At 39.2% G+C, this 22891-nt stretch carries 20 protein-coding genes and 2 tRNA genes; 10 read left to right on the forward strand and 12 right to left on the reverse strand.

The genetic code is table 11. From position 1 onward, the window contains the following. Nucleotides 1-76 precede the first annotated feature (76 nt). From R1T16_RS10145 to R1T16_RS10155, 3 genes are all read right to left on the reverse strand, one after another. Complete coding sequence (locus R1T16_RS10145; protein WP_317500992.1) at nucleotides 77-877, reverse strand: TIGR00266 family protein; 801 nt, start codon at nucleotides 875-877, stop codon at nucleotides 77-79. Between the two features lie 107 nt (nucleotides 878-984). Further along, complete coding sequence (locus tag R1T16_RS10150; protein WP_317500993.1) at nucleotides 985-1416, reverse strand: lysozyme inhibitor LprI family protein; 432 nt, start codon at nucleotides 1414-1416, stop codon at nucleotides 985-987. Nucleotides 1417-1557: 141 nt separating this feature from the next. Beyond that, nucleotides 1558-1980 (reverse strand): response regulator, encoded by a 423-nt coding sequence (locus tag R1T16_RS10155; protein WP_317500994.1) that lies wholly within the window; start codon nucleotides 1978-1980, stop codon nucleotides 1558-1560. Nucleotides 1981-2270: 290 nt separating this feature from the next. On the opposite strand from R1T16_RS10155, the gene R1T16_RS10160 reads away from it, so the two are divergent. After that, nucleotides 2271-2735, forward strand: coding sequence for a hypothetical protein (locus tag R1T16_RS10160; protein WP_317500995.1), 465 nt, complete (start codon nucleotides 2271-2273; stop codon nucleotides 2733-2735). 83 nt (nucleotides 2736-2818) lie between these two features. Beyond that, nucleotides 2819-3271, forward strand: a complete 453-nt coding sequence (locus R1T16_RS10165; protein ID WP_317500996.1) for a hypothetical protein — start codon at nucleotides 2819-2821, stop codon at nucleotides 3269-3271. A gap of 58 nt (nucleotides 3272-3329) precedes the next feature. On the opposite strand, the gene R1T16_RS10170 is transcribed toward R1T16_RS10165, so the two are convergent. The 3 genes from R1T16_RS10170 to R1T16_RS10180 all read right to left on the reverse strand — a co-directional run bounded on the left by R1T16_RS10170 (nucleotide 3330) and on the right by R1T16_RS10180 (nucleotide 4798). Then, nucleotides 3330-3779 (reverse strand): KTSC domain-containing protein, encoded by a 450-nt coding sequence (locus R1T16_RS10170; protein WP_317501166.1) that lies wholly within the window; start codon nucleotides 3777-3779, stop codon nucleotides 3330-3332. A 246-nt stretch (nucleotides 3780-4025) separates the two neighbouring features. Next, nucleotides 4026-4652 (reverse strand): SMI1/KNR4 family protein, encoded by a 627-nt coding sequence (locus R1T16_RS10175; protein ID WP_317500997.1) that lies wholly within the window; start codon nucleotides 4650-4652, stop codon nucleotides 4026-4028. Between the two features lie 73 nt (nucleotides 4653-4725). Next, a tRNA-Met gene (locus R1T16_RS10180) sits at nucleotides 4726-4798 on the reverse strand. A 259-nt stretch (nucleotides 4799-5057) separates the two neighbouring features. Between R1T16_RS10180 and R1T16_RS10185 the strand changes: the two genes are divergently transcribed. Next, nucleotides 5058-6314: a WG repeat-containing protein gene (locus R1T16_RS10185; protein WP_317500998.1), complete on the forward strand. Its 1257-nt coding sequence runs from the start codon at nucleotides 5058-5060 to the stop codon at nucleotides 6312-6314. A 130-nt stretch (nucleotides 6315-6444) separates the two neighbouring features. On the opposite strand, the gene R1T16_RS10190 is transcribed toward R1T16_RS10185, so the two are convergent. Continuing rightward, nucleotides 6445-6517: transfer RNA gene (locus R1T16_RS10190), tRNA-Met, on the reverse strand. A gap of 128 nt (nucleotides 6518-6645) precedes the next feature. Here R1T16_RS10190 and era point away from each other — a divergent pair. From era to R1T16_RS10210, 4 genes are all read left to right on the forward strand, one after another. Further along, the gene (gene era / locus R1T16_RS10195; RefSeq protein WP_317500999.1) at nucleotides 6646-7530 is read left to right on the forward strand and encodes a GTPase Era; all 885 of its coding nucleotides are present in this window, start codon (nucleotides 6646-6648) and stop codon (nucleotides 7528-7530) included. A gap of 124 nt (nucleotides 7531-7654) precedes the next feature. Further along, complete coding sequence (der, locus tag R1T16_RS10200) at nucleotides 7655-8965, forward strand: ribosome biogenesis GTPase Der (protein WP_317501000.1); 1311 nt, start codon at nucleotides 7655-7657, stop codon at nucleotides 8963-8965. Nucleotides 8966-9113: 148 nt separating this feature from the next. Then, on the forward strand, nucleotides 9114-11951 hold the full coding sequence (locus tag R1T16_RS10205; RefSeq protein ID WP_317501001.1) for an outer membrane beta-barrel protein: 2838 nt from the start codon (nucleotides 9114-9116) through the stop codon (nucleotides 11949-11951). 94 nt (nucleotides 11952-12045) lie between these two features. Beyond that, nucleotides 12046-14880, forward strand: a complete 2835-nt coding sequence (locus R1T16_RS10210) for an outer membrane beta-barrel protein (protein WP_317501002.1) — start codon at nucleotides 12046-12048, stop codon at nucleotides 14878-14880. 56 nt (nucleotides 14881-14936) lie between these two features. On the opposite strand, the gene R1T16_RS10215 is transcribed toward R1T16_RS10210, so the two are convergent. From R1T16_RS10215 to R1T16_RS10235, 5 genes are read right to left on the reverse strand one after another with little or no spacing between them, the layout of a single operon-like run. Then, a complete protein-coding gene (locus R1T16_RS10215; RefSeq protein WP_411162028.1) occupies nucleotides 14937-15743 on the reverse strand; it encodes a TPM domain-containing protein in 807 nt (268 codons plus the stop codon). Continuing rightward, the gene (locus R1T16_RS10220) at nucleotides 15743-16180 is read right to left on the reverse strand and encodes a TPM domain-containing protein (RefSeq protein WP_317501003.1); all 438 of its coding nucleotides are present in this window, start codon (nucleotides 16178-16180) and stop codon (nucleotides 15743-15745) included. Before R1T16_RS10220 ends, R1T16_RS10215 begins: the two co-directional genes overlap by 1 nt. 3 nt (nucleotides 16181-16183) lie before the next feature. Further along, the gene (locus R1T16_RS10225) at nucleotides 16184-16777 is read right to left on the reverse strand and encodes a LemA family protein (RefSeq protein ID WP_317501004.1); all 594 of its coding nucleotides are present in this window, start codon (nucleotides 16775-16777) and stop codon (nucleotides 16184-16186) included. 12 nt (nucleotides 16778-16789) lie between these two features. Next, the gene (locus R1T16_RS10230) at nucleotides 16790-17119 is read right to left on the reverse strand and encodes a MerR family transcriptional regulator (protein WP_317501005.1); all 330 of its coding nucleotides are present in this window, start codon (nucleotides 17117-17119) and stop codon (nucleotides 16790-16792) included. Continuing rightward, entirely contained in the window at nucleotides 17119-18096 is a 978-nt protein-coding gene (locus R1T16_RS10235) for a M23 family metallopeptidase (protein WP_317501006.1), read from the reverse strand. Before R1T16_RS10235 ends, R1T16_RS10230 begins: the two co-directional genes overlap by 1 nt. A gap of 150 nt (nucleotides 18097-18246) precedes the next feature. Here R1T16_RS10235 and alaS point away from each other — a divergent pair, with 150 nt between their 5' ends. The 3 genes from alaS (at nucleotide 18247) to R1T16_RS10250 (ending at nucleotide 22825) form a co-directional block, all read left to right on the forward strand. Beyond that, the gene (gene alaS, locus R1T16_RS10240) at nucleotides 18247-20874 is read left to right on the forward strand and encodes an alanine--tRNA ligase (RefSeq protein WP_317501007.1); all 2628 of its coding nucleotides are present in this window, start codon (nucleotides 18247-18249) and stop codon (nucleotides 20872-20874) included. A 140-nt stretch (nucleotides 20875-21014) separates the two neighbouring features. Then, nucleotides 21015-21794 (forward strand): hypothetical protein, encoded by a 780-nt coding sequence (locus R1T16_RS10245; RefSeq protein WP_317501008.1) that lies wholly within the window; start codon nucleotides 21015-21017, stop codon nucleotides 21792-21794. Between the two features lie 80 nt (nucleotides 21795-21874). Continuing rightward, complete coding sequence (locus R1T16_RS10250) at nucleotides 21875-22825, forward strand: GSCFA domain-containing protein (RefSeq protein ID WP_317501009.1); 951 nt, start codon at nucleotides 21875-21877, stop codon at nucleotides 22823-22825. The last annotated feature ends 66 nt before the right edge of the window (nucleotides 22826-22891 follow it).

The raw sequence follows: 22891 nt of genomic DNA on the forward strand, positions 1-22891 counted from the left end.
CCTACCTGTTAGTTTCAACCCAAATATACAAAACAAAAAAGGGCACGAAGCCCTTTCCAGTATATCTGAAAAAATATTAAAATCTGTTATCGCCATCAAGCAGGTTGCCAAGTCCGCCTAAAATGCTTCCTTCTCCCCTTTGCTGACCTCCGCCTTGTGGCGCTGCAGCATATATCCTGCCGGCCAGCCTACTGAAAGGCAGCGATTGTACATATACTGTTCCTGGCCCGCGAAGTGTTGCATAGAATAGTCCCTCGCCACCAAAAATAGTATTCTTGATACCGCCAATGAATTCTACATCATAATCTACGGTTTGCGAAAAGCCCACGATACATCCTGTATCAACTTTAAGTACATCGCCCTCCATAAGTTCTTTACGGGCCAATGTTCCGCCTGCATGTACAAATGCCAGGCCATCTCCTTCCAGCTTCTGCATGATGAACCCTTCGCCGCCAAAGAGTCCGCGGCCTAATTTCCTTGAGAACTCTATGCCTACGGTTACACCTTTTGCTGCGCAAAGAAAAGAATCTTTCTGGCAGATGAATTTTCCGCCAAAGCGGCCAAGGTCTATAGGCACTATTTTACCCGGATATGGCGACGCAAAACTTACCCTGCGCTTAAATTTATCCTGGTTTAAAAACACCGTCATAAAAAGATTTTCTCCGGTAAGCATACGCTTACCCGCCGAGAAAAGCTTACCCATTATTCCTTCATTCTGGTTTGAGCCATCGCCAAAAATAGTATCCATCTGGATACCATTATCCATCATCATAAAGCTTCCTGCCTCTGCAACAACTGCTTCCTGCGGATCAAGCTCTATCTCTACATACTGCATTTCTTCACCGTGAATCTGGTAATCAATTTCGTGTGCCTGCATCTTAAAAATTGGTTTAGTGTTGGTTTAAAAATTTTATACTGCCACAAAGGGCGTTAAGTAATTAGACGAACCCTTATATACTTCGTTACAGCCTGCCGTAAAAATTTTTAATCCTGATCGAGCATTTTCATATCGTAGTATTCCTGAAGCTCCAAAGCCCTGGTACGTTGTATAGATGTAAGCCTCACCGCCTGAATTACAAGCCACGAATCGCTCTTCATGTTTTTATAAAAAGTGCTTGCAAAAAGCATTTCGTTATCCCTGTAATTAAGCCAGTCTTTTTGCGATATGCGTAATCCCTTTTTTTCGTCGGCAGTTAAAATTTCAAGCAGTTTTTTATAATGCTTTTCAACTTCTTTCTCCCACGCTATCCTTGCGGCATATTCGCACTGAATACTACCTTCCGGATTTTGATTCTCCTTGTCTGCCCTGCATTCCCTAAGTGCATCGTCAATTGGATTAGACCCCGGACCCGCCTGTGCGAACATTACAGAACAGCAAAACAGCATTAGAAATAAAAAAAGGTATTGCTTTATCATACTTACAATTTTTCAGGATGAAGATAGTTATTTCATCCAATTAAAAAAAACAGTAAGGGTCAAAAACAAAAAAATCCCGGCAACAGTAAGTAGTCGGGATGCAGTGTATGTTGTATATGAGATTATAGCATGAGTAAGGTGCTATATCCTGTTAAGTTTCCAATACGATAAGATATCGCTTATTAGTTTTTTATAACCCGAAAAGGTTACCGGTTTTGCAAAATATCCCTGGACTGACGCCTGGTAGGCTCTCGTAATGTAGTCTACGGTATCTGATGTGGTAAGAAATAGGTAGGGCGCACTCAAAATGCTTAACTCAGGATCATTACTAATCTGGTCTTTTAAAGTAAACCCGTCTATTTTTGGCATGTTAATGTCAGACAAAAGCAAAAATGGCTCTGTCTTCGTGCTCTTCAGGTAGTTTATTACAACAGAACTGTCTTCTATAACAACCAAACGGTTATCATAGTTATTTTCGGTCATAACCTGATCAAATGCTTCAATCAGGATTTCCCTGTCGTCTGCATCGTCTTCAATAAGTATTATATCGCCGTTTGTTTTCATATATCCAAATATATCTAAATTTTGAATAAATAGATGTGTAACGCATAAGGTTATAAGGTTTTATGTAAAATGTTACTATAATGCTTGTCTCTATATCAAATTACGTTAATAATTTCTTAACAGTTTTATTGCATTCGCCTTTTCGTGAATTTATCGACAACCTGCACACTTAACCAACTACTAGATAACACTTTGAACCAAAAGCTATATAGTAACGACTATTAATAACTGTTAAACTTCTGCCATCGTAAAAAAAAATAAAATACATTTACCAGCCTATAAACTAAATTATGAAAAAACTAATCTATCTATTCGTAGCGCTTTGTGCATTTACAGCGGCGTCTGCACAAAAAATTTCAGACAAAGATCTTCAGGGAAACTGGAAACTTACCTCTGTAAACATGAGCGGAATTACTATAGACCTTGTTACGGGTGCGGTTGTTATCCCAGAAGAGCAAAAAGCCCAATTAACACCGGATGTAGCGGCGCAGCTTGACGCCGGCATGAAGCAAGCAGCCGAACAGCTAAAAAATTCTTCGGCGAGCTTTACAGGCAATACTGTAAAACAAAATATGGCAGGGAAAGAAAAAACCGGCACTTACACTTTAAAAGAGGAAGGAACAAACCAGATAATGTCCGCAACATGGAGCGATGCTTCAACATCTGACACAACAGTTTGGATAAAAGAAAAAAAACTGCATATTTCTAAATCAGGACAGGGCCAGACTTTGGAACTTGTTTTTGTTAAAGCATAATTCAAGTTTTAAAAACTATACCTAAAGCCTTTTCATAGTAAAAGGCTTTTTCTATTTTTGTAAAATACGTTTGATACCCAAATATGAAAAAGCTATTTCTTACCATAATAACCCTTATTTTCTTTGCTCCGCTATGGTCTCAAAATGCAACGCTTAAAGATTTACAGGGAAAGTGGAAACTCGTAACCTATGCTACATTAAATGCAAGCCTTGATGTTGCCAGCCGCAAAGCCACGGTAACAGAATCTGGCAAAAGCCTGGGCGAACTCAACAAACAGCTGCTTCTTGACATGGAGGGCTACGCTGAAAATCTTCAGATCGCTTATGTTGAAATTGAAGGTAATAATTTTATGTCGGTTATATATGATGTAGTAAAAGCCGGGCCTTTTACAATCTCTGACGAAAAAGATTATCAGGTAATAAGCGCAAAGTTTGACGACGGAACATCGGCCAACATTTATTTGATAATAAAAGACGACAAGCTGATACTGCACTATCCTGCAAGCTCTAAAACTTATACCTACGCAAAACAATAAAAAAACTCCCGCCTTTAAGCGGGAGTTTTTAGTTAGGCGAAAGCCAGTATATTTTAAATTACTCAGCGTTAGCTACAATTTTACTTGCGCTTCTGTAAAGATACGTACCGTAAATGTGGCGGCGTGCAAAACGTGCCTGAGAATCAGCATTAACCATTTTGATATAAACCTGTTTTGGCACACCAAAGTACTCATAGCAGCTTCCATCAACAAAGTTGATATACAAAGCCTGGTTTTCCATATAAAAATCAAGGATACCAGATGCAGAAGTTGTTTTAGCATACTCAACCGCATTTTTTTCAGCAGTTTCCGGAGCTACACTCACTAAAAAGTGGTATGCTTCAATAATTTCTTTACTCTTAACTTCGGCAGCAAGACGCTCCTCATCAGTAGTACATGTATCAGGATGGCAGTCTTTCATACTGTTCCTGTAAATTGTTTTAAGCTCTTTTAGTGTTGCTGCTTTTGTAACGTCAAGTAACTTCCTGTACTCAACAATTTTCTTCATATTCATAGATGCCTTCGGTAAAATGTGCCTTTGTTAGCGGCGGCAAAAGTAGTGATTTAGATTTAAGCGGCAAACTCTAATTGCAAAATATCAGATAATTAAGCTGTTATAGCTAAAATATAAACTTGAGATAGCTTTTAGTAAACATTCGGAAATAGAAAAGGCTAACATTTTGAGATTCAGTTTTGGCTAGTAAAAAGCCAAGTATACCACTTATAAAGTACTTTCGTTACTTTATAATTTCCTTTATTTTCCAAGCTTTTTCAAGCTGTCGGCAATCCACTCATTATACCACTCAGCAAAATTATACCTTGATTTAGTTTCGCTTGTAACTGGATATATGCCTTCGTCAGTCGCTCTCGCATCAACCCAAATATTCCCTTTTTCTACGCCTGAAACAACTAAAACATAATAAATTGCACAACCAAAATGACAAATTCTAATACTACCATAAATATGTCTTTCGCTAAAACACTCTGATTCCCAGGCGACAAACGCATCACTTTCAGAATCATATTCATCATTTTGATTCTCAGGAAAAATTAGATTCCATTTTTCTGTATGAGGAAATTTTTCATTTAGAAAATTCTTGTTTTCTATATCAAGTTCTAAATCCCAATCTTGTAATCTGAATATTCCATAAACAGGACCTGCTCCTCCATTTCCTATATCTTTTATAAAGTTCCTATACTCTATAGGAAGCTGAATTTGGTTTGTTTTTTCAAAGTTTAAAATTTCTTTTTCGGATAAAGGATAATTTAATTGATATTGATGTTCTTCCGAACCAAATAGTTGAAATGGGTTTCTCTTAAAAAAACCCTTACCATCAATCTTTTTAAGTTTAACAAGCTGTTCTTTTTCAATTAAATTCATAGCTTAATTTTTTCAAACTGTACAAAAGTAAATATAACAAAAAAGCTCCAGATTTCTCTGAAGCTTTCCTTAGTAGCGGGAACAGGACTCGAACCTGTGACCTTCGGGTTATGAGCCCGACGAGCTGCCTACTGCTCTATCCCGCGATGTTCGGTGCAAAGATACAACTTTTATTGACATATACACTATATTATTAAATTGTAATTTTCGGTTAGCTATTATATAGTAGTTTATCGCGGCGATGCACCAAACCTGCGCCTGAGGCAACGAATACGTCTTTTATATGTTTTTATATCTCATCGCCTGCTCTTTCCCGCGATATTCGCTGGAGAGATGCATCCTGTCAATCCTAATTATTGTTACATTTGTCCGAAATAACTTAAATTCCGACCCGTACACTGAACAATGAAAAAAGCGATTTACCAAATAGTTCTTCCGGCAATACTATTTCTCACCAACTCAATAACAGCCCAAAACAAAGATTTTGAATACTATCTTTCCGGCGAAGAAGAAAAATTAATTATTTTTAATGCAGCAGGGAAACCAATCTCGAATGATGTTTTTGAATATGTTGGCGAATTTTCAGACAATATGTTCAAGGTTCAAAAAAATGGGATTTATGGTTTTATAAATACTAAAGGAAAGATTATTATCCCTTATCAATACAACTGGGCTTCAGAGATGAAAAATGGCGTTGCGATTGTTTTGCTTAATGAAAAATACGGTCTCATTAATAAAAAAGGACAATATATAGTAACACCACAATATGAAAGCTTGCAATATGAGAACTTTAATAATGGTTTGGCGATATTTAAAAAAGATGGATTAGAAGGCGCTATTAACAAAAAAGGTGAGGTAATCATCCCAAATAAATTTGAGTCTATTACAGAATTTAACCACGGATATGCTGAAGCTAAAAAAAACGGAAAAACAGGACTGATTGATACGAAAGGAAAAACAATTATTCCTTTTGAATACAGCTACATTAATGAATTGTTTAATGGCTTTTCATTTGCCTTTAAGAAAGATGAAAAGGCAAAAATGGGCCTTATGGATTTAAAAGGCAATGTGCTTATAAATCCCGAATATGATTTTGTTTTTCCATGGAAAGATGGATTGGTATACCTGACTAAAGACGGTAAAGAGGGAGTAGCTGACAAATATGGTAAAATCCTATTTCCTGCCGAATATAAAAACATTGGCAGGCTTAGTGAAGGATTGATACTATTGGAAAAGGATAACAGATATGGTTTTGCCAATGCTAATGGGGAAATAAAAATTCCTTTAATCTACGATGAAGCAAACGATTTTTCAGAAGGGCTTGCACCTGTATTAAAGGAGGGAAAATGGGGCTTCATTGACCAAAGCGGCAAAACAGTTATCGATTTTAAATTTACAGGGATTATGATGCCGTTTTATGATGATTTTGCAGCTTATGGCAAAAGATCTACTTCTTCGGGTGCGCATTACACCACAGACTTATGGGGATTAATAGACAGAAAAGGTAATATTATTATTGAAAATAAATATAACAGCGTTGGCCCCGGTTATAATGGAAATTTCGTAGTGGAAATTGATGGTGAAAAACTGTTAATAAATCGTAGCGGCGAGTCAATCGCCAAATTAAAATACGAAGAACGTCCGGTAATGATGTCGAATTAAATTATTCCGGGCATAGTGAATAATTATAAAAGCGTAAAAAGGGCAGAAAAACAAGTTTTCTGCCCTTTTTACATTTCCTGAACGCTATAAACAAAAAAAAAGCCCCAGATTTCTCTGAAGCTTTTCTTAGTAGCGGGAACAGGACTCGAACCTGTGACCTTCGGGTTATGAGCCCGACGAGCTGCCTACTGCTCTATCCCGCGCTGTTTCGAGTGCAAATATACAACGAATACTGACAACTGCAAGGAAAACAATCAAAAATCTTTTATTTACCGCTTTATTTCTAGTATTGCGCTGATATGCCTACCTTTGCAGCTTAATTATTTTTTTTATGTCACACAAAGCAGGCTTTGTAAATATTATAGGTAACCCAAATGTGGGTAAATCTACCCTTATGAATGCATTTGTAGGCGAGCGCCTGTCGATCATTACTTCTAAGGCCCAAACCACACGCCACCGTATATTAGGCATAGTGAATGGTGAAGACTTTCAGGTAGTACTTTCTGATACACCGGGTATTATTAAACCGGCATACGAACTTCAGTCGAGCATGATGGACTTCGTGAAATCGGCTTTTGAAGATGCCGATGTTCTTATCTATATGGTGGAGACCGGAGAGAAAGAACTTAAGGATGAAGCTTTTTTCAACAAGATAGTAAATGCCAAAATTCCGGTATTGCTGTTACTTAACAAAATAGACAAATCGTCTCAGGAGCAGCTTGAGGAGCAGGTACAGCTTTGGAAAGAAAAAGTACCAAATGCCGAGCTGTATCCTATATCTGCCCTTGAAAACTTTAACGTAAAAGAGGTATTTGCACGTATTCTGGAACTATTGCCGGAATCTCCTGCATACTATCCTAAAGACGCCCTTACCGATAAACCGGAACGTTTCTTTGTAAACGAAACCATACGTGAAAAAATCCTTTTACACTATGACAAAGAAATACCGTATGCAGTAGAGATTGAGACTGAAGAGTTTCTTGAAGACGACAATATAATCCGCATTAGTGCTGTAATCATGGTAGAGCGCGAAACACAAAAGGGAATCATCATTGGCCATAAAGGTGCCGCACTTAAACAAGTAGGCATGGAAGCCAGGATGGATCTTGAAAAATTCTTTGGTAAAAAAATACACATCCAGATGTTTGTTAAGGTAAACAAAAACTGGAGAAGCAATGCCTACCAGCTACGCAGGTTTGGATACGACCAAAAATAAACTTTTGTTTAAAGTTTAAGTTTACATGTTTCGGGTTATTGTCGTGCCTAAGAAACTTAGTTACTCAGCGACTTAGCAACTCTGCAACTTTATACGTACTTTTGCAAAAAATTAAAAAATAGGAATGAATAATATAGTAGCTATTGTAGGAAGGCCAAATGTAGGTAAGTCTACTTTTTTTAACCGACTGATACAGCGAAGGGAAGCTATAGTAGATTCTGTTAGCGGTGTAACGCGCGACAGGAACTATGGTAAGAGCGAATGGAATGGAAAAGAATTCTCTGTTATAGATACAGGTGGTTATATAAAAGGATCTGAAGACGTTTTTGAAGCCGAAATACGCCGCCAGGTAGAGCTTGCCATAGATGAGTCTGACGTTATTATCTTCATGGTAGACGTTGAGGAAGGCATTACCCCCATGGATGATGAAGTGGCTAAACTACTTAGAAAAGTTACTAAACCTGTTCTTCTTGCTGTAAATAAAGTTGATAACTCAATGCGTGAAAAAGACGCAGTAGAGTTTTACAATCTTGGACTTGGAGAATATTATACCCTTGCAGGTATGAGCGGATCTGGTACAGGTGAGCTTCTTGACGCTCTTGTTAAACTTCTTCCGGAAGCTGTTGCACCTGATGAAAACGAAGTTCAGCTGCCTCGTTTTGCCGTTGTAGGCCGTCCTAATGCAGGTAAATCTTCATTTATCAATGCGCTTATCGGCGAAGACCGTTATATTGTTACCGATATTGCAGGTACAACACGTGATGCCATCGACACAAAATATAACCGATTTGGTTTTGAATTTAACCTTGTAGATACTGCAGGTATCCGCCGTAAGGCAAAGGTCAAGGAAGACCTTGAGTTTTACTCAGTAATGCGTTCTGTAAGAGCGATTGAGCACAGTGATATCTGTATCCTTGTGATTGATGCTACCCGTGGTTTTGAAGGCCAGGACCAGAGTATCTTCTGGCTTGCTGAAAAGAACCGTAAAGGTGTTGTAATCCTTGTAAACAAATGGGACCTTGTAGAAAAAGATACCATGTCTACACGTGATTATGAGCGCAAAATACGCGAAGAGCTTCAGCCGTTTACCGATGTGCCTATTCTTTTCGTTTCGGCACTAACAAAACAGCGTTTACTAAAAGCGCTTGAAACATCTGTTGAAATATTTGAGAACAGGAAACAACGTATATCTACCTCTAAGCTTAACGAGACGATGCTGCCTATTATTGAAAATATGCCGCCACCGGCACTTAAAGGTAAGTATGTAAAAATTAAGTTCTGTATGCAGCTTCCTACCCCTACGCCGCAGTTTGTATTTTTCTGCAACCTGCCTCAATATGTTAAGGAGCCTTACAAACGTTTTCTCGAAAACAAGATGCGTGAGATATATAACTTCTCAGGCGTACCAATTGACATTTACTTCCGTCAGAAATAGTATACTACCCCCGAAATTTCGGGGGTATTTTTTTACACTCGCTGATTTCATCATTTTTAACATTTTGTTAGGTTTATATTTTTGCACAAACTATACTAATATGGTTAATTAGCTGTTTATAAAGAATAACCTTACTCAATTTACCGCAATGCATAGAATACTCGCCTTCCTTCTGTTTTTTTTATGCTACCTTTCAGGCTTTAGCCAAACTATAGTTTTAAAAGGAAAAGTCACCGATAACCAGGAATTTCCGCTTGAAGCCGCTACCGTTTATCTTACTACAGTAAAAGATTCAGCTATCATAGATTACACCATTACAGGAAAAGGCGGTACATGGGAAATTAAAACAAAGAAAATCGAAGCACCTGTTTTCATTAAAGTGTCCTACTTAGGGCTTGGCAACTATAAAAAAGAATATCCACTTTTAGCGAAAGACCAGGATTTTGGCAGTATAAAACTCGACGACAAATCTACAGAATTGGGCGAGGTAGTTATAGAATCTGAAATTCCGCCAATCCGTATTAAAAAAGACACTCTTGAATTTAACGCCTCATCGTTTAAAGTCAGGCCTGATGCTACTGTTGAGGCGCTTCTTAAACAGCTTCCCGGAGTAAATATAGACGCCGATGGAAAAATAACCGTAAATGGTAAGGAAGTTAATCAGATCCTTGTTAACGGCAAACCTTTTTTTGACACCAACGGTCAAATTGCCATAAAAAACCTTCCGGCAGAAATTATAGACAAGGTTCAGGTAAGCGATACCAAAACAAGAAAAGAAGAACTTGCCGGACAAAAAGCAAGCGGCGATAATTCCAGTATTAACCTTACTATAAAAAAAGACCGCAATAAGGGTTACTTTGGTAAACTTATGGGCGGTTACGGAAGTGACAAGCGGTATGAAAGCAGTGCATTTGTAAATTATTTTAAAAACAAAATGAAGATAAGCGTACTGGCTTCGTCTAACAATATCAACTCGTCAGGCTTTTCAATGAATGAGTTGTTTGACAGCATGGGCAGCGGCAGAAACAGTACGCTAAGCGCTTTTTCGGGAGGTGGCCGGGGGATTACAAAATCTGACCTGGCAGGGCTGAATTATGCCGATGAATGGTTTAAAGGGTTTGACGCATCTGCAAGTTACTCGCTTAAGAACAGCAATACAGAGAACAACAACAGGACAAATTCAACCAATTTCCTGCCGGAGGGCGACGACCCTGATAATCCCGGAACTAATATAGACAAGAGCTACAGGACAAACTCAACTTCACGCTCTGAAGCCGACAGGATATCGCATGATTTTAATACCGACTTTAAACTAAAAATAGATTCTACTGCCACACTTCGTGTAACTCCAAAATTTTCGGTAGCTAATTCTAAGACTTCTACGTCATCTAACAGCTATTCTGAAAGACTCATAGATGACCGCCTTATGAACGAAAGCACCGCATCATCTGAATCTGAATCTGACAGTAAAACATTTAGCAACGAGCTGAATTACTATAAAGCATTAAATTCAAAAAAAGGACGGGGCATAAGCGTAACATTGAGCAACTCTAATGGTACAGACGACGAAAGCAACCTGAACAGATCAAACACAAAAAAATACAAATATCCCGGTGCAGACACAGTAGTTGAAACAGAAGACCGCGACCAGATAATATACAATAATGATTCTGCCGACAGCTATTCGTTGGGTTTTGAATATTCTGAACCTGTTACAGATTCGCTGGCCTTAGACCTGTCAGCAAGTTACACCAAAAACAAATCGGTACAGAACAGGGATACTTACGATTTTGATGCGGTATCAGGCGGGTACACGGCATACAATGATTCTCTTTCTAACTATTATACATCTAATACAGGTACGGTTTCACCGAGGGTTGGCATAAGGACGAACAAAAGCAAAATCAACTTTAATGCAAGCTTCGGTACAGATATTACTTCATTTAATAACAATGCCTTCTTTGTTGACAGGAACTACATTTTTGATAGAAAATATATCGTCCCCGCTGCAAATGCAGGTCTTTATTACAGGGTTGATAAAGGCAAATCGATATCGGCGGGATATAACTATGCCGCGGGATATCCGCAGGCAAATCAGGTAATAACCATTCCTGACAGGTCTAATCCTCTAAATACATTTATAGGTAACCCTGATCTTAAAACGACAGGTACCCATACTGTGCGGGCAAGTTATAGAAATTATAACACGGCTTCCCGCAGCGGTCTCAGCATCATTGCAAACACAACTTTTTTTCAGGACAGGATTGTTTCCTATACATCTACAAACAGCAGCGGTGAAAACACTATTTCATATCGTAATGTATCAGGTGCTATGAGCAGTAATTTCTATACGTATTGGAACAAGGACATAAAAAGAGACGCGAACCTGTACAGGGTAGTGCTGGGTCTGAGTGCTGGTTATTCTATAGATAAAGGCTTTTTAAATACGCAGTTATACGACAGTAAATCTGTACGCCTAAATCCGTCTTTATCCTTTACCTATGAGTATGGTGAACTATTAACTATAAACCCTAATTACAACTTTACCTATAACCAATACAACTATAACAACTACACAGTAAGCTCAAGGTCTAATTATGTACACAGATTAAGCCTGCAAACGACCAGTTACTGGCCAAAACATGTTGTTTTTGGTAACGATTTTGGCTATACCTACAATTCTAACATAACAGGAAACTTTAAAAAAGATTTTTACTTGTGGAACACAAGCATTGGCTACAACTTTTTAAAAGATGAACTTTTGTTTAAAGTTAAAGTATACGACGTGCTTAATCAAAATCTCGGTACATCCAGAACGATAGATGCTACATCTATTGTAGACCAGGAAAATACAGTGCTTAAGATGTATGTAATGTTTTCGCTCACCTACAAATTTGGTGAATTTGGCGGTGGTAAGAATCGTGACAGGCAACGCGACAGGCCGATGGGTCCTTCGGGAGGCATGGGCCGCGGACGAAGAAATTAAAATAAAAAATATTTTTAACACTAATAATCATACTAAATAAGTTAATTAGTGGTTTATATAGGCAAAACCTTACTTAAACCAAACTAACTAACCAATGCGCAATTTCTTTACGCTGCTGGTATTTCTATGTATCAGCACTGCCTTTGGGCAATCTATCGTTTTAAAAGGAAAGATAACTGACAAGGATAACTTCCCGCTGGAATCGGCTACTGTTTACATTACGTCGTCTAAAGATTCCTCAATCGTAAACTATACTATAACGGACCGAAAAGGAAACTGGGAGCTTAAATCACGTAAGCTTACAAAGCCTTTTTTTCTTAAAGTATCTTATGTAGGCCTTGCCGACCATAAGGAACAGGCAGAATCTCTTGAAGCAGACCGTGATTTTGGCACTATAAAACTCGCCGACATTTCTACAGAACTTAATGAACTGGTCATAGAAAATGAGATTCCCCCTATCCGTGTCAAGAAAGACACCCTTGAGTTTGATGCCGCATCTTTTAAAGTACGCCCGGATGCCAACGTAAAAACATTATTGGAGCAGCTACCTGGTGTAACAGTTGATGATGACGGAAAGATAAAGGTAAACGGCAAAGAAGTGACCCAGGTATTGGTGAACGGAAAACCCTTTTTTGATAAAGATGGTAAAATTGCTCTTGAGAACTTACCAGCCGAAATCATCAATAAAGTACAGGTTACCGATAAGAAAACAAAAGAAGAAGAATATACAGGTAAAGATGCTACAGGCAACAATGCCAGCATTAACCTTACCATAGACGAAGACAAGAACAAGGGTATGTTTAGCCGTTTTATGGGGGGTTATGGCAGCGACAAACGCTATGAAGCCAATGCCCTTGTAAACTATTTTAAAGGCAACCGTAAGATAAGTTTTCTTGCTTCTTCTAACAATATAAACACTACCGGATTTACCATGAATGAGGTGTTTGACAGTATGAGCGGCGGCAGAAGCAACAGTCTGTGGGTAAGTGGCGATGGGGGTTTTGGTATCAATGGTACCTATTTTGGCGGTGGCAGGGGTATTACACGTACTAATATTTTTGGCCTTACCTATGGCGACCAGTGGTTTAAAGGATTTGACCCTAACATCAATTATTTTTATACCAGCGCTGATACCGACAATGACAGCAAATCGAGATCGGAAAGGTTTTTACCGGACAACACAAATACCACTCCCGGCACCCAGGCAAACAGAAGCATAATAAGTGAATCTTCGTCTAAAAGCGAAAGCTTTCGGGAGGCTCATAACTTTGGCTCTGAATTTGAAATTAAGGTCGATTCTACCACAACTGTATACCTCGCACCTAAATTCTCTAAATCTACTGGTAAATCATCTTCAAGATCTTTAAGCAGTACAAGAAACCAGGATGATAAATTACTGAATGAAAGCAACGGAACCAACTATAGTGAAAGTGATGCCAATACGTTCAATTCTGAGCTTACCGTAACTAAAATACTGAATAAAAGAGGCCGTTCGGTAAGTCTTGAATTCAGTTCTGAAACTAAGAAAGAAGACGAAGACGGTTACACCAACTCCTCTACTTTCTTTTATGATGACCCTAACGAGGGCGATACGCGGTCTGATATACGTAACCAGCTGGTTAAAAACAGGCAGAGCAGGGATTATTACAGGGGGAACATCAATTTTTCTGAACCTATTCATGATTCTTTACGTATTACCACTGGTGCCACTTACAGTGCCGAAACCAGTGTACAAAACCGTAAAGGGTACAGATTTAACGACATAACAGACAATTTTTCTGACATATACAATGAACTTACAAGCTATACAAAAGGCTTTACCACAAGAATAACTCCTTATGCTGGTTTCAGCGTTGATAAAAAAAGGTTCAGCTTTGGTGCTTCCTTGGGTACAGTGCTGATCAACAATAATAACTTTGGCTCTTATATGGGTACAGATTATACTGTTAACCGAAACTATATGCTGCCATGGGCAAATGCAAATGCGAGTATTAAATTAGGTAAAGCACATAACCTTTATCTTAATTATAGTTATGATGCAGAAATGCCGTCTCCAAATGAGATCCTGCCTATTCAGGATTTGAGCAACCCTCTATACACTACTATAGGCAATGAAAACCTTAGCCCTAATAAGTCGCATTCTATTTACGGAAGCTTATATAAATATGATTATGCAACTATGAGTGGATATTCTATTTATGGAAATTTCTCTTACGATGAAAACAAAGTAGGCTCATTTACAGACATTGATGCCAGTGCCAAACAAACAACACAGTACGGCAATTTTACAGGAACTCATAATTTATGGGCAGGCGCCAACTGGAACAGGCAAATTAAAACTGAGGGAGCCCACAAATACAAAATCAATACAAGTATAAATGGTACATACAGTTTTGACAAAGGAATTACAAATGGACAGGCATATGACGCTAAAAGCTACTCCATAACACCCAAAGTAGGCCTAAGTTATGATTACGGAGAATTGCTGAACGTTAGCCCTATTTATAGTTTTGAATATAACGAAACACGATATAATAATTTCAATACCAACATGCAGTCCAGGTTTGTACATAAAGTAGGCTTGCAGACTACTAGTTACTGGCCAAAGAATATCGTATTCGGAAACGATTTTACTTATACTTACAATTCTAACCTAGGCGCTGGATATAAAAAGGATTTCTTTTTATGGAACACCAGTCTAGGCTATAATATTCTTGGCAGCAAGGTAATGGTGAAAGTAAAAGTATATGATATCCTTAACCAAAATCTTGGCACACAGCGCTACATATCTCCATCATCGGTTACAGATATGCAGAATACAGTACTAAAACGATATGTGATGTTCTCGCTAAGCTTAAAGCTTGATAAATTTGGTACTAAGAAAAATGATAAAAACGGAGACTCGCAAAACCGTTTTTGGCAATTTTAAAAAACAAAGCGGCTGCAATTAAATGCAGCCGCTTTGTTTTTATAATGATAGTAAGATTACCAGCTTCCTCCGGATCCGCCGCCGCTAAAGCCACCGCCTCCGAAACCACCACCAAATCCGCCTCCGCCGGAGCTTCCTCCACCGAAACCGCCGCCAAAGCCACTGCCTCCGCTACTACGGCCAAGGCTGCTTAGGATAAGGATATCGGTTAATGTAGAACCAAATCCCCCACGGCCGCCTCTGCCACCTCCACCGCCTCTTTTGGCAAGAATTATAATAATGATGATGAACACGATTACAAAGAATATAATGCCCCCACCCCCTCCGTCACCATCTTTTCGCAGGTTGGTGCGTTCTTCTTTATATTTTCCGGTCAGCAGTTTGAAAATAGCATCAGTACCGGCATCAAGCCCATTATAGTAGCTTCCTGCTTTAAATTCGGGAATTATAACATCACGTGTCATCTGCCCTACAATACCTGCCGAGAGCTTGTCTTCTACACCGTAACCGGGAGATATCCATATTTCCCTTTCTTTTTCAGCAAGGAGTATAAGCACGCCATTATCTTTATTTGCCTGCCCTATGCCCCATTCATGCGCCCATTTAGGAGTAAGTAACCCAATACTTTCGCCATTAATGGTTTTTACCGTAATGATCACGATTTGCGTAGAGGTTGAATCAGAATACCTGATAAGCTTCTCTTCCAGTGCCAATTTTTGTGAAGCATCTAAAATGCCTGCATAATCATATACGCTGGTTTGAAGGTCGGGTTTTTTAGGTATATCAAATTGCCCAAAGCTGTTTTGCACAAACAAAACGCTTACAAGCAGCAGCCATAAATTTTTCTTGAATATTTTTTTCATCAGCCTTTAGATATTGTATCGGGCAGTTCATTTTTATCATCATCGCTGTACGGAAAGTAGGTTTTAAGCCTTTCGCCCGCCCTAAGTATTCCTTCCGAAAGTCCCTGGGCAAAACGGTTGCCTTTAAAATGGCTGATAACAACATCTCTGGTACAATCCCAAAAATCTGCCTCAACCACCTTATCAATACCTTCATCGCCAATAATGGCAAAAGTATGATCGGCCACGCCTACATAAAACAACACACCGTTACGGGCTGTTGTCTTATCCATATCAAGTTCAAAAAAAACCTCCTGAGCTCTTTCGAGAGGAGGTTTTTCAGCATGATTTTCTATATGTACCCTAATCTCGCCAGAAGTATTTTTTTCTGCCTGCTGTATCGCAGCGACAATAACTTCTTCGTCTTTAGGGGTTAAAAAGTCGTTTGCTTTTGGCATGTCTTATTTGATATTGAAATTTACATCAACCGGTTTATCTGCGCCTTCTGCCGCATCAAAATAAGCTTTCTCTTTGTACTTGCCCAAGAACATTGAGTTAGGGAACCTAAGTACATAGTTATTATATTCTTCAACTTTTTCATTGAAACGTACCCTTGCCGTCTGGATGGTATTTTCTGTAGAAGCCAGCTCATCCTGAAGTTTAAGAAAGTTTTCATTTGTTTTAAGGGTAGGATAGTTCTCAACTGATACCAATAATCTTGATAAAGCTGAAGAAACACCGCTTTGCGCTTTGTTGAATTCAGCAAGTTGTTCAGGAGTTATATTGCTCGGGTCTATCTGAACCGACGTAGCTTTAGCTCTTGCTTCTGTAACAGCTGTAAGCGTTCCTTTCTCAAAATTTGCAGCGCCTTCTACTGTTTTTACAAGGTTACCTATAAGGTCATTCCTTCTTTGGTAAGAGGTATTAACATCCCCCCATGACTTAGCAACTCCCTGGTTTTTTGTAAGCGCATTATTCTGGATGCCTACAGCCCAAAAACCTATAATAACAATCAATACTACAATTATACCTACCGGTATTAGCCATTTTTTCATTTGTGTCTGGTTTTAAAGTTCGTTTTTAAGATTTATCAAATTGGTTTTAATAGTTTCTAATTTACTGATAATTTCAAATTTATCCAATGTTTTTTTCTGCCCTTCCTTCAGGTGCACCTTTGCACCATCCAGCGTAAAGCCGCGTTCTTTTACCAGATGGTAGATAAGCTGCAGGTTCTTTACATCCTCGGGTGTAAACATACGGTTCCCTTTCGCATTCTTTTTAGGTTTAAGCACGTCAAACTCCTTATCCCAAAAACGGATAAGTGAGGCATTTACATTAAATGCCTTTGCAAGTTCTCCTATGCTGTAATATCTTTTTTCTGGCAGTTCTAAATGCATTAGTCAAGCGATTGGTTTTCCTGGTTAGCTAATTTAGAAATTAAAATGTATTCTTTTGCAGAAATGTTTCCGTAATAGAAGTTAAGCGGGTTAACCACTTCGCCATTTTTATGCACTTCATAATGCAAATGGGGTGCTTCGCTTCGGCCTGTACTACCTACATAGCCTATAACATCTCCCCTTTTTACTTTCTGTCCGGCCTTTGCCTTAAAGCGGCTCATGTGGCCGTACAAGGTTTCGTAACCAAAACCGTGGCGTATCACGACGCGGTTTCCGTAACCTGACAACTTATTATCGGCGGCTACAACCACACCATCACCTGTGGCATAGATTGGCGTACCTGTACGCGACGAAAAGTCCATACCGGCATGAAACTTACGTATCTTGGTAAACGGGTCGCTCCTATACCCAAAACCCGATGCCATCTGGCGCAGGTCTTCGTTCTTTACAGGCTGTATAGCAGGAATGGCAGCAAGCAGCTTTTCTTTGTCTTTTGCAAGCTTTGCAATCTCATCAAGCGATTTAGATTGTACTACAAGTTCTTTAGAGATTACATCAAGCCGTTTGGTTGTACCTATAACCAGCTCACTATTGTCATAACCTTCCATGTCCTTATATCGGTTCACACCTCCAAAACCCGCTTTGCGCTGTTCATCCGGAATGGGCGATGCATTAAAATAAGCGCGGTACAGGTTATTGTCGCGGTCTTCTATATTGGCAAGCACTTCATCAACCTGATCCATTTTATGGTTAAGTATCTCGTAGCGGATCTTCATGTTCTCTATCTCCCTTGCCTGAAGCTTATCTTTTGGTGTTTCAAAAAATGGGGTATTAAGCAGGGCTACAAAACACAGGAAACCGAACAGCCCAGAAGCCACGAGGAACAGAAGGATTACGCCTAAATTTCTTCCTTTTTTAGGCTTTAATATCCTGTATGCTAAGTTTTCTGCGTCGTAATAATATTTTACCTTCGCCATGTTCTAAATTATTCTATTTTTGCACCTTACAGAAATTGCCCGCAGGTGTATATCTGACTAGACGAACAAATGTAGTAAATGTTACGGTTTTACCGCTACTTTTTCGGTTTGCGCCTGTTAATAAACCATAAATAAAATTTCAGTTCATATATGAAATCCCAGGATATAAGGAAACAATTCTTAGACTTCTTTAAAGAAAAAGGCCACCTTATCGTGCCTTCTGCACCTATTGTTACCAAAGACGACCCAACGCTTATGTTTAACAACTCGGGCATGGCACAGTTCAAGGAATTTTTCCTTGGCAACGGCACGCCTAAGAGCAAACGTATTGCCGATACCCAAAAATGCCTCCGCGTTTCGGGTAAGCATAATGATTTGGAGGATGTAGGTTTTGACACTTACCACCACACCATGTTTGAGATGCTTGGCAACTGGAGTTTTGGCGACTACTTTAAAAAAGAAGCCATCAACTGGGCATGGGAACTGCTGACTGAAGTATACAAAATACCAAAAGACATTCTTTACGTGAGTGTTTTTGAGGGAAGCCCTGAAGAGAACGTTCCGTTTGACCAAGAGGCGTATGACATATGGAAAGGCCTTATTGACGAAGACCGTATTATTCTTGGCAACAAGAAAGATAACTTTTGGGAGATGGGCGACCAGGGTCCGTGCGGGCCGTGTTCTGAAATTCACGTTGATATCCGTTCTGCCGAAGAGAAAGCGCTTGTATCGGGCAAATCATTGGTTAACAATGACCATCCGCAGGTTGTAGAGATATGGAACAACGTATTTATGGAGTTTAACCGTAAAGCCGATGGTTCTCTTGAAAAACTACCTGCACAGCACGTTGATACAGGAATGGGCTTTGAGCGCCTTTGCATGGTGCTGCAAAATGTAACGTCTAACTACGACACCGATGTTTTCACGCCGCTTATCGAAAAAATTGAAACCCTGACCGGGGCTAAATATACTATTAAGGCGGCTAACGATGCCGAAGAAAAAACAAACATAGCGATACGCGTTATTGCCGATCACGTTCGCGCCGTAGCCTTTGCTATTGCAGATGGCCAGCTGCCGTCTAACACCGGTGCAGGTTATGTTATCAGGAGAATTTTAAGAAGGGCTATCCGTTACGGATTTACCTTCCTTGACAAGAAAGACCCGTTCATCAATGAGCTTGTTGCTGTTCTTGCTGCCCAAATGGGCGAATTTTTCCCGGAGATCAAATCCCAACAATCATTGGTTACCAATGTAATCAAAGAAGAAGAGGCTTCGTTCTTAAGGACGCTTGACCAGGGACTTCAATTGCTTGACAATGTTATTGCTCAGACTGAAGGCAAAGAAGTTGCAGGCGCTAAAGCTTTTGAACTGTATGACACTTTTGGTTTTCCGGAAGACCTTACGGCCCTTATCCTTAAAGAAAAAGGACTGGAGTACAACAAAGCTGATTTTGATGCTGAACTTCAGAAACAAAAAACCCGTTCACGTGCTGCTTCTGAAGTAGCGACTGATGACTGGGTACTTTTGGCCGAAGGCAACACAGAGACATTCGTTGGTTACGACCAGACAGAAAATGAGGTTAAAATTACCCGTTACCGTAAAATAGACTCTAAAAAAGACGGTATCTTATATCAGATTGTACTTAACGATACCCCTTTCTACCCTGAAGGCGGTGGACAGGTAGGCGATAAAGGATCACTTGTATCGGCTAATGAGACTATTGAGATACTTGACACTAAAAAAGAGAACAACCTTATATTGCACATCGCTAAAAAGCTTCCTGAAAACGTAAACGGTACATTTACCGCTAAAGTGAACGAGAAGCTAAGAAGCGATTCGGCAGGCAACCACTCGGCAACCCACTTACTACACCAAGCACTAAGAAGCATCCTTGGCACTCACGTTGAGCAAAAAGGATCGCTGGTAAGCCCTAACTACCTTCGTTTTGACTTCTCGCACTTTGCAAAGGTTACTGATGAGGAACTTAAGCAGGTGGAAGATTTTGTAAACGCAAGGATCCAGGAGCACCTGCCACTTGTTGAGCGCAGGAGTATTCCGTTTAAGCAGGCAGTTGAAGAAGGTGCTATGGCACTATTCGGGGAGAAATACGGCGATAATGTACGCGCAATCAAATTTGGCGAAAGCATGGAGCTTTGCGGTGGTATTCACGTAAGGAACACTGCCGATATATGGTACTTTAAAATTGTGAGTGAAGGCGCTGTTGCAGCGGGTATACGCAGGATCGAAGCGATTACCAATCAAGCTGTTAAAGCTTACTTTTCAACACAGGAAAAAGACCTTGAAGAAATTAATGCAGCACTTAAGAATCCGCAGGATACGCTTAAAGCTGTAGTATCGCTTCAGGACGAAAATACAAAGCTCAAAAAACAGCTTGAAACACTGCTTCGCGAAAAAGCAAAAAACCTTAAAGGTGAACTGGCTGCAGAGCTTAAAGAAATAAACGGTGTTCAGTTTCTTGCAAAACAAGTAGACCTTGATGCTAATGGCGCTAAGGATCTTGCTTATGAGCTGGGAACACTCGGCACTAACCTGTTCCTTGTACTGGCAACTGCCGAAGAAGGAAAACCAATGCTTACCTGCTACATCTCTAAAGAGCTTGTAGCTGAAAAAAGCCTTAATGCAGGCCAGGTAGTACGCGAGCTGGGTAAATTTATCCAGGGCGGTGGCGGCGGACAGCCGTTCTTTGCTACAGCAGGTGGTAAAAACGCAGCAGGAATTAATGAAGCACTGGCTGCAGCAGAGAATTTTATAAAGTAGTATTTATTTTACAACCTCATAGCTAAGGGATTGCATAACTTTAAAAAATAAAGTTATGCAATCCCTTTTTACGTTAATAATTTACGTTAGAAAATTACTACATTTGTGCACCAATTATTAACAAATTAATTTCAAACGCAATGAAGAAAATTTTTGCAATGGCAGCTATTGCCTTATTTATGGTATCATGTTCTGATGATGATTCTAACAGCACGCAGACAAATGTTAAGCTTACAAAAGTAATCGAAACAGATATGGAAGGCACACTTACGTCAACCCTAATCTACAATGGTAACAAACTTGTTCAGATAAACAGTTCTGATGGCACAAAAAACATTATTACCTATACTGGCGACCTTATAACTGAGGAAACCTTTACAGGGCCATCTAATGAAATTATATGGAAATATATTTACCAATACAACTCACAAAACCAGCTTGTAACTTACTATGAACTGGATTATGAAGACTCATACAATACCAAGACTACCTATGTACACAATTCTAATGGTTCTATATCATTCACTGAATATGATAGTGAAGATTTTGATCTAAACAGCTTCACTGAGAAATCTGCTGAAGGAACCATTACTGATGATACTTACATTAATAAAATGTTTTCACCAAATGGAACGGTTACTTACATAGACACCTACTCTTATACTTATGACGGAAAAAATTATCCTCTAAAAGGTATTACCGGCTATGATAAAATTGGTTTTGCAGGAACAGATGGCGGCAAGAAACATGGTATACAAAATGTAATTTCGCAATCATATACACCACAGGGATCTACTCAGGCGGTAGTTGAAACTACAACAACGTATACTTATAATGGTGATAACTTTCCTTTAACCCAGGTTGAAACAAGTGTAGGCAATCCTCAAAGTAATACTACTACCCAGTACATCTACGAATAATCTTTATTAGATTTATATTTAAGAACCCGGATATTTTGTATCCGGGTTTTCTTTTTTAAGTTTACATTAAAATTCAGATCATGCAATTCAGCACCCAGATACCTATAGCAAAAAGCAATAATCCCATTGATTACACTTCGAAAATTGTATCATTGGGGTCATGTTTTGCAGTAAACATTGGGCAGAAGCTGGACTATTTTAAATTTAGTAATACTACAAACCCTTTCGGGATATTGTTTCATCCGCTGGCATTGGAAAAATTTATCGGTTTTGCGGTTAACAACAAACAATTTACAGAAGCCGACATCTTTGAACATAACGGTTTATGGCACTGTTTTGATGCACATTCTGACCTGAGCAGTCCTGATAAAAACGTATTGCTAAATAACCTCAACAACGCTTGTGCATTGGCGAGCGCTAAATTAAAACAGGCTACCCACATCATTATAACGCTGGGTACTGCCTGGGTATACCGTTACACACAAACCGGGAACCTTGTAGCCAACTGCCATAAAGTGCCTCAAAAAGAATTTACAAAAGAATTGCTTTCTGTAGACACGATCAGGCAAAGCCTTGAAAATATCATAGCAAGCATTACAAAGGCTAACCCAGATGCACATATCATTTTTACAGTATCACCTGTACGCCATTTAAAAGATGGCTTTACAGAGAACCTTTGGAGTAAATCTAATTTGGTTAGTGCATTACTTGAAGTCATAAAAAACAAACCACAATCAACGAATTATTTTCCGTCTTACGAAATAATAATGGATGAACTGAGGGATTACCGCTTCTATGCCGAAGATATGATACATCCATCGGCCACTGCAATAAATTACATTTGGGAACGCTTTACAGAGGCTTATATCACTAATGAAGCACAGGATACCATGAAACTCGTAGACACGATTCAAAAAAGCCTCCAACACCGCCCTTTTAACCCCGACACACCTCAGCACAAAAGTTTTGTTGAGAAGTTAAATAGCAGGATTGACGCCCTGCAAAAAGACTTTCCGCAAATTAGTTTCTAAAGCAGAAAGCTATTTTAAGTCAACTATAACAAGCTGTTTTATATTTTCTCCTTACATTTAAAATAA

It is taken from the genome of Flavobacterium sp. DG1-102-2 (assembly GCF_033042555.1).
Lineage (GTDB): Bacteria > Bacteroidota > Bacteroidia > Flavobacteriales > Flavobacteriaceae > Flavobacterium.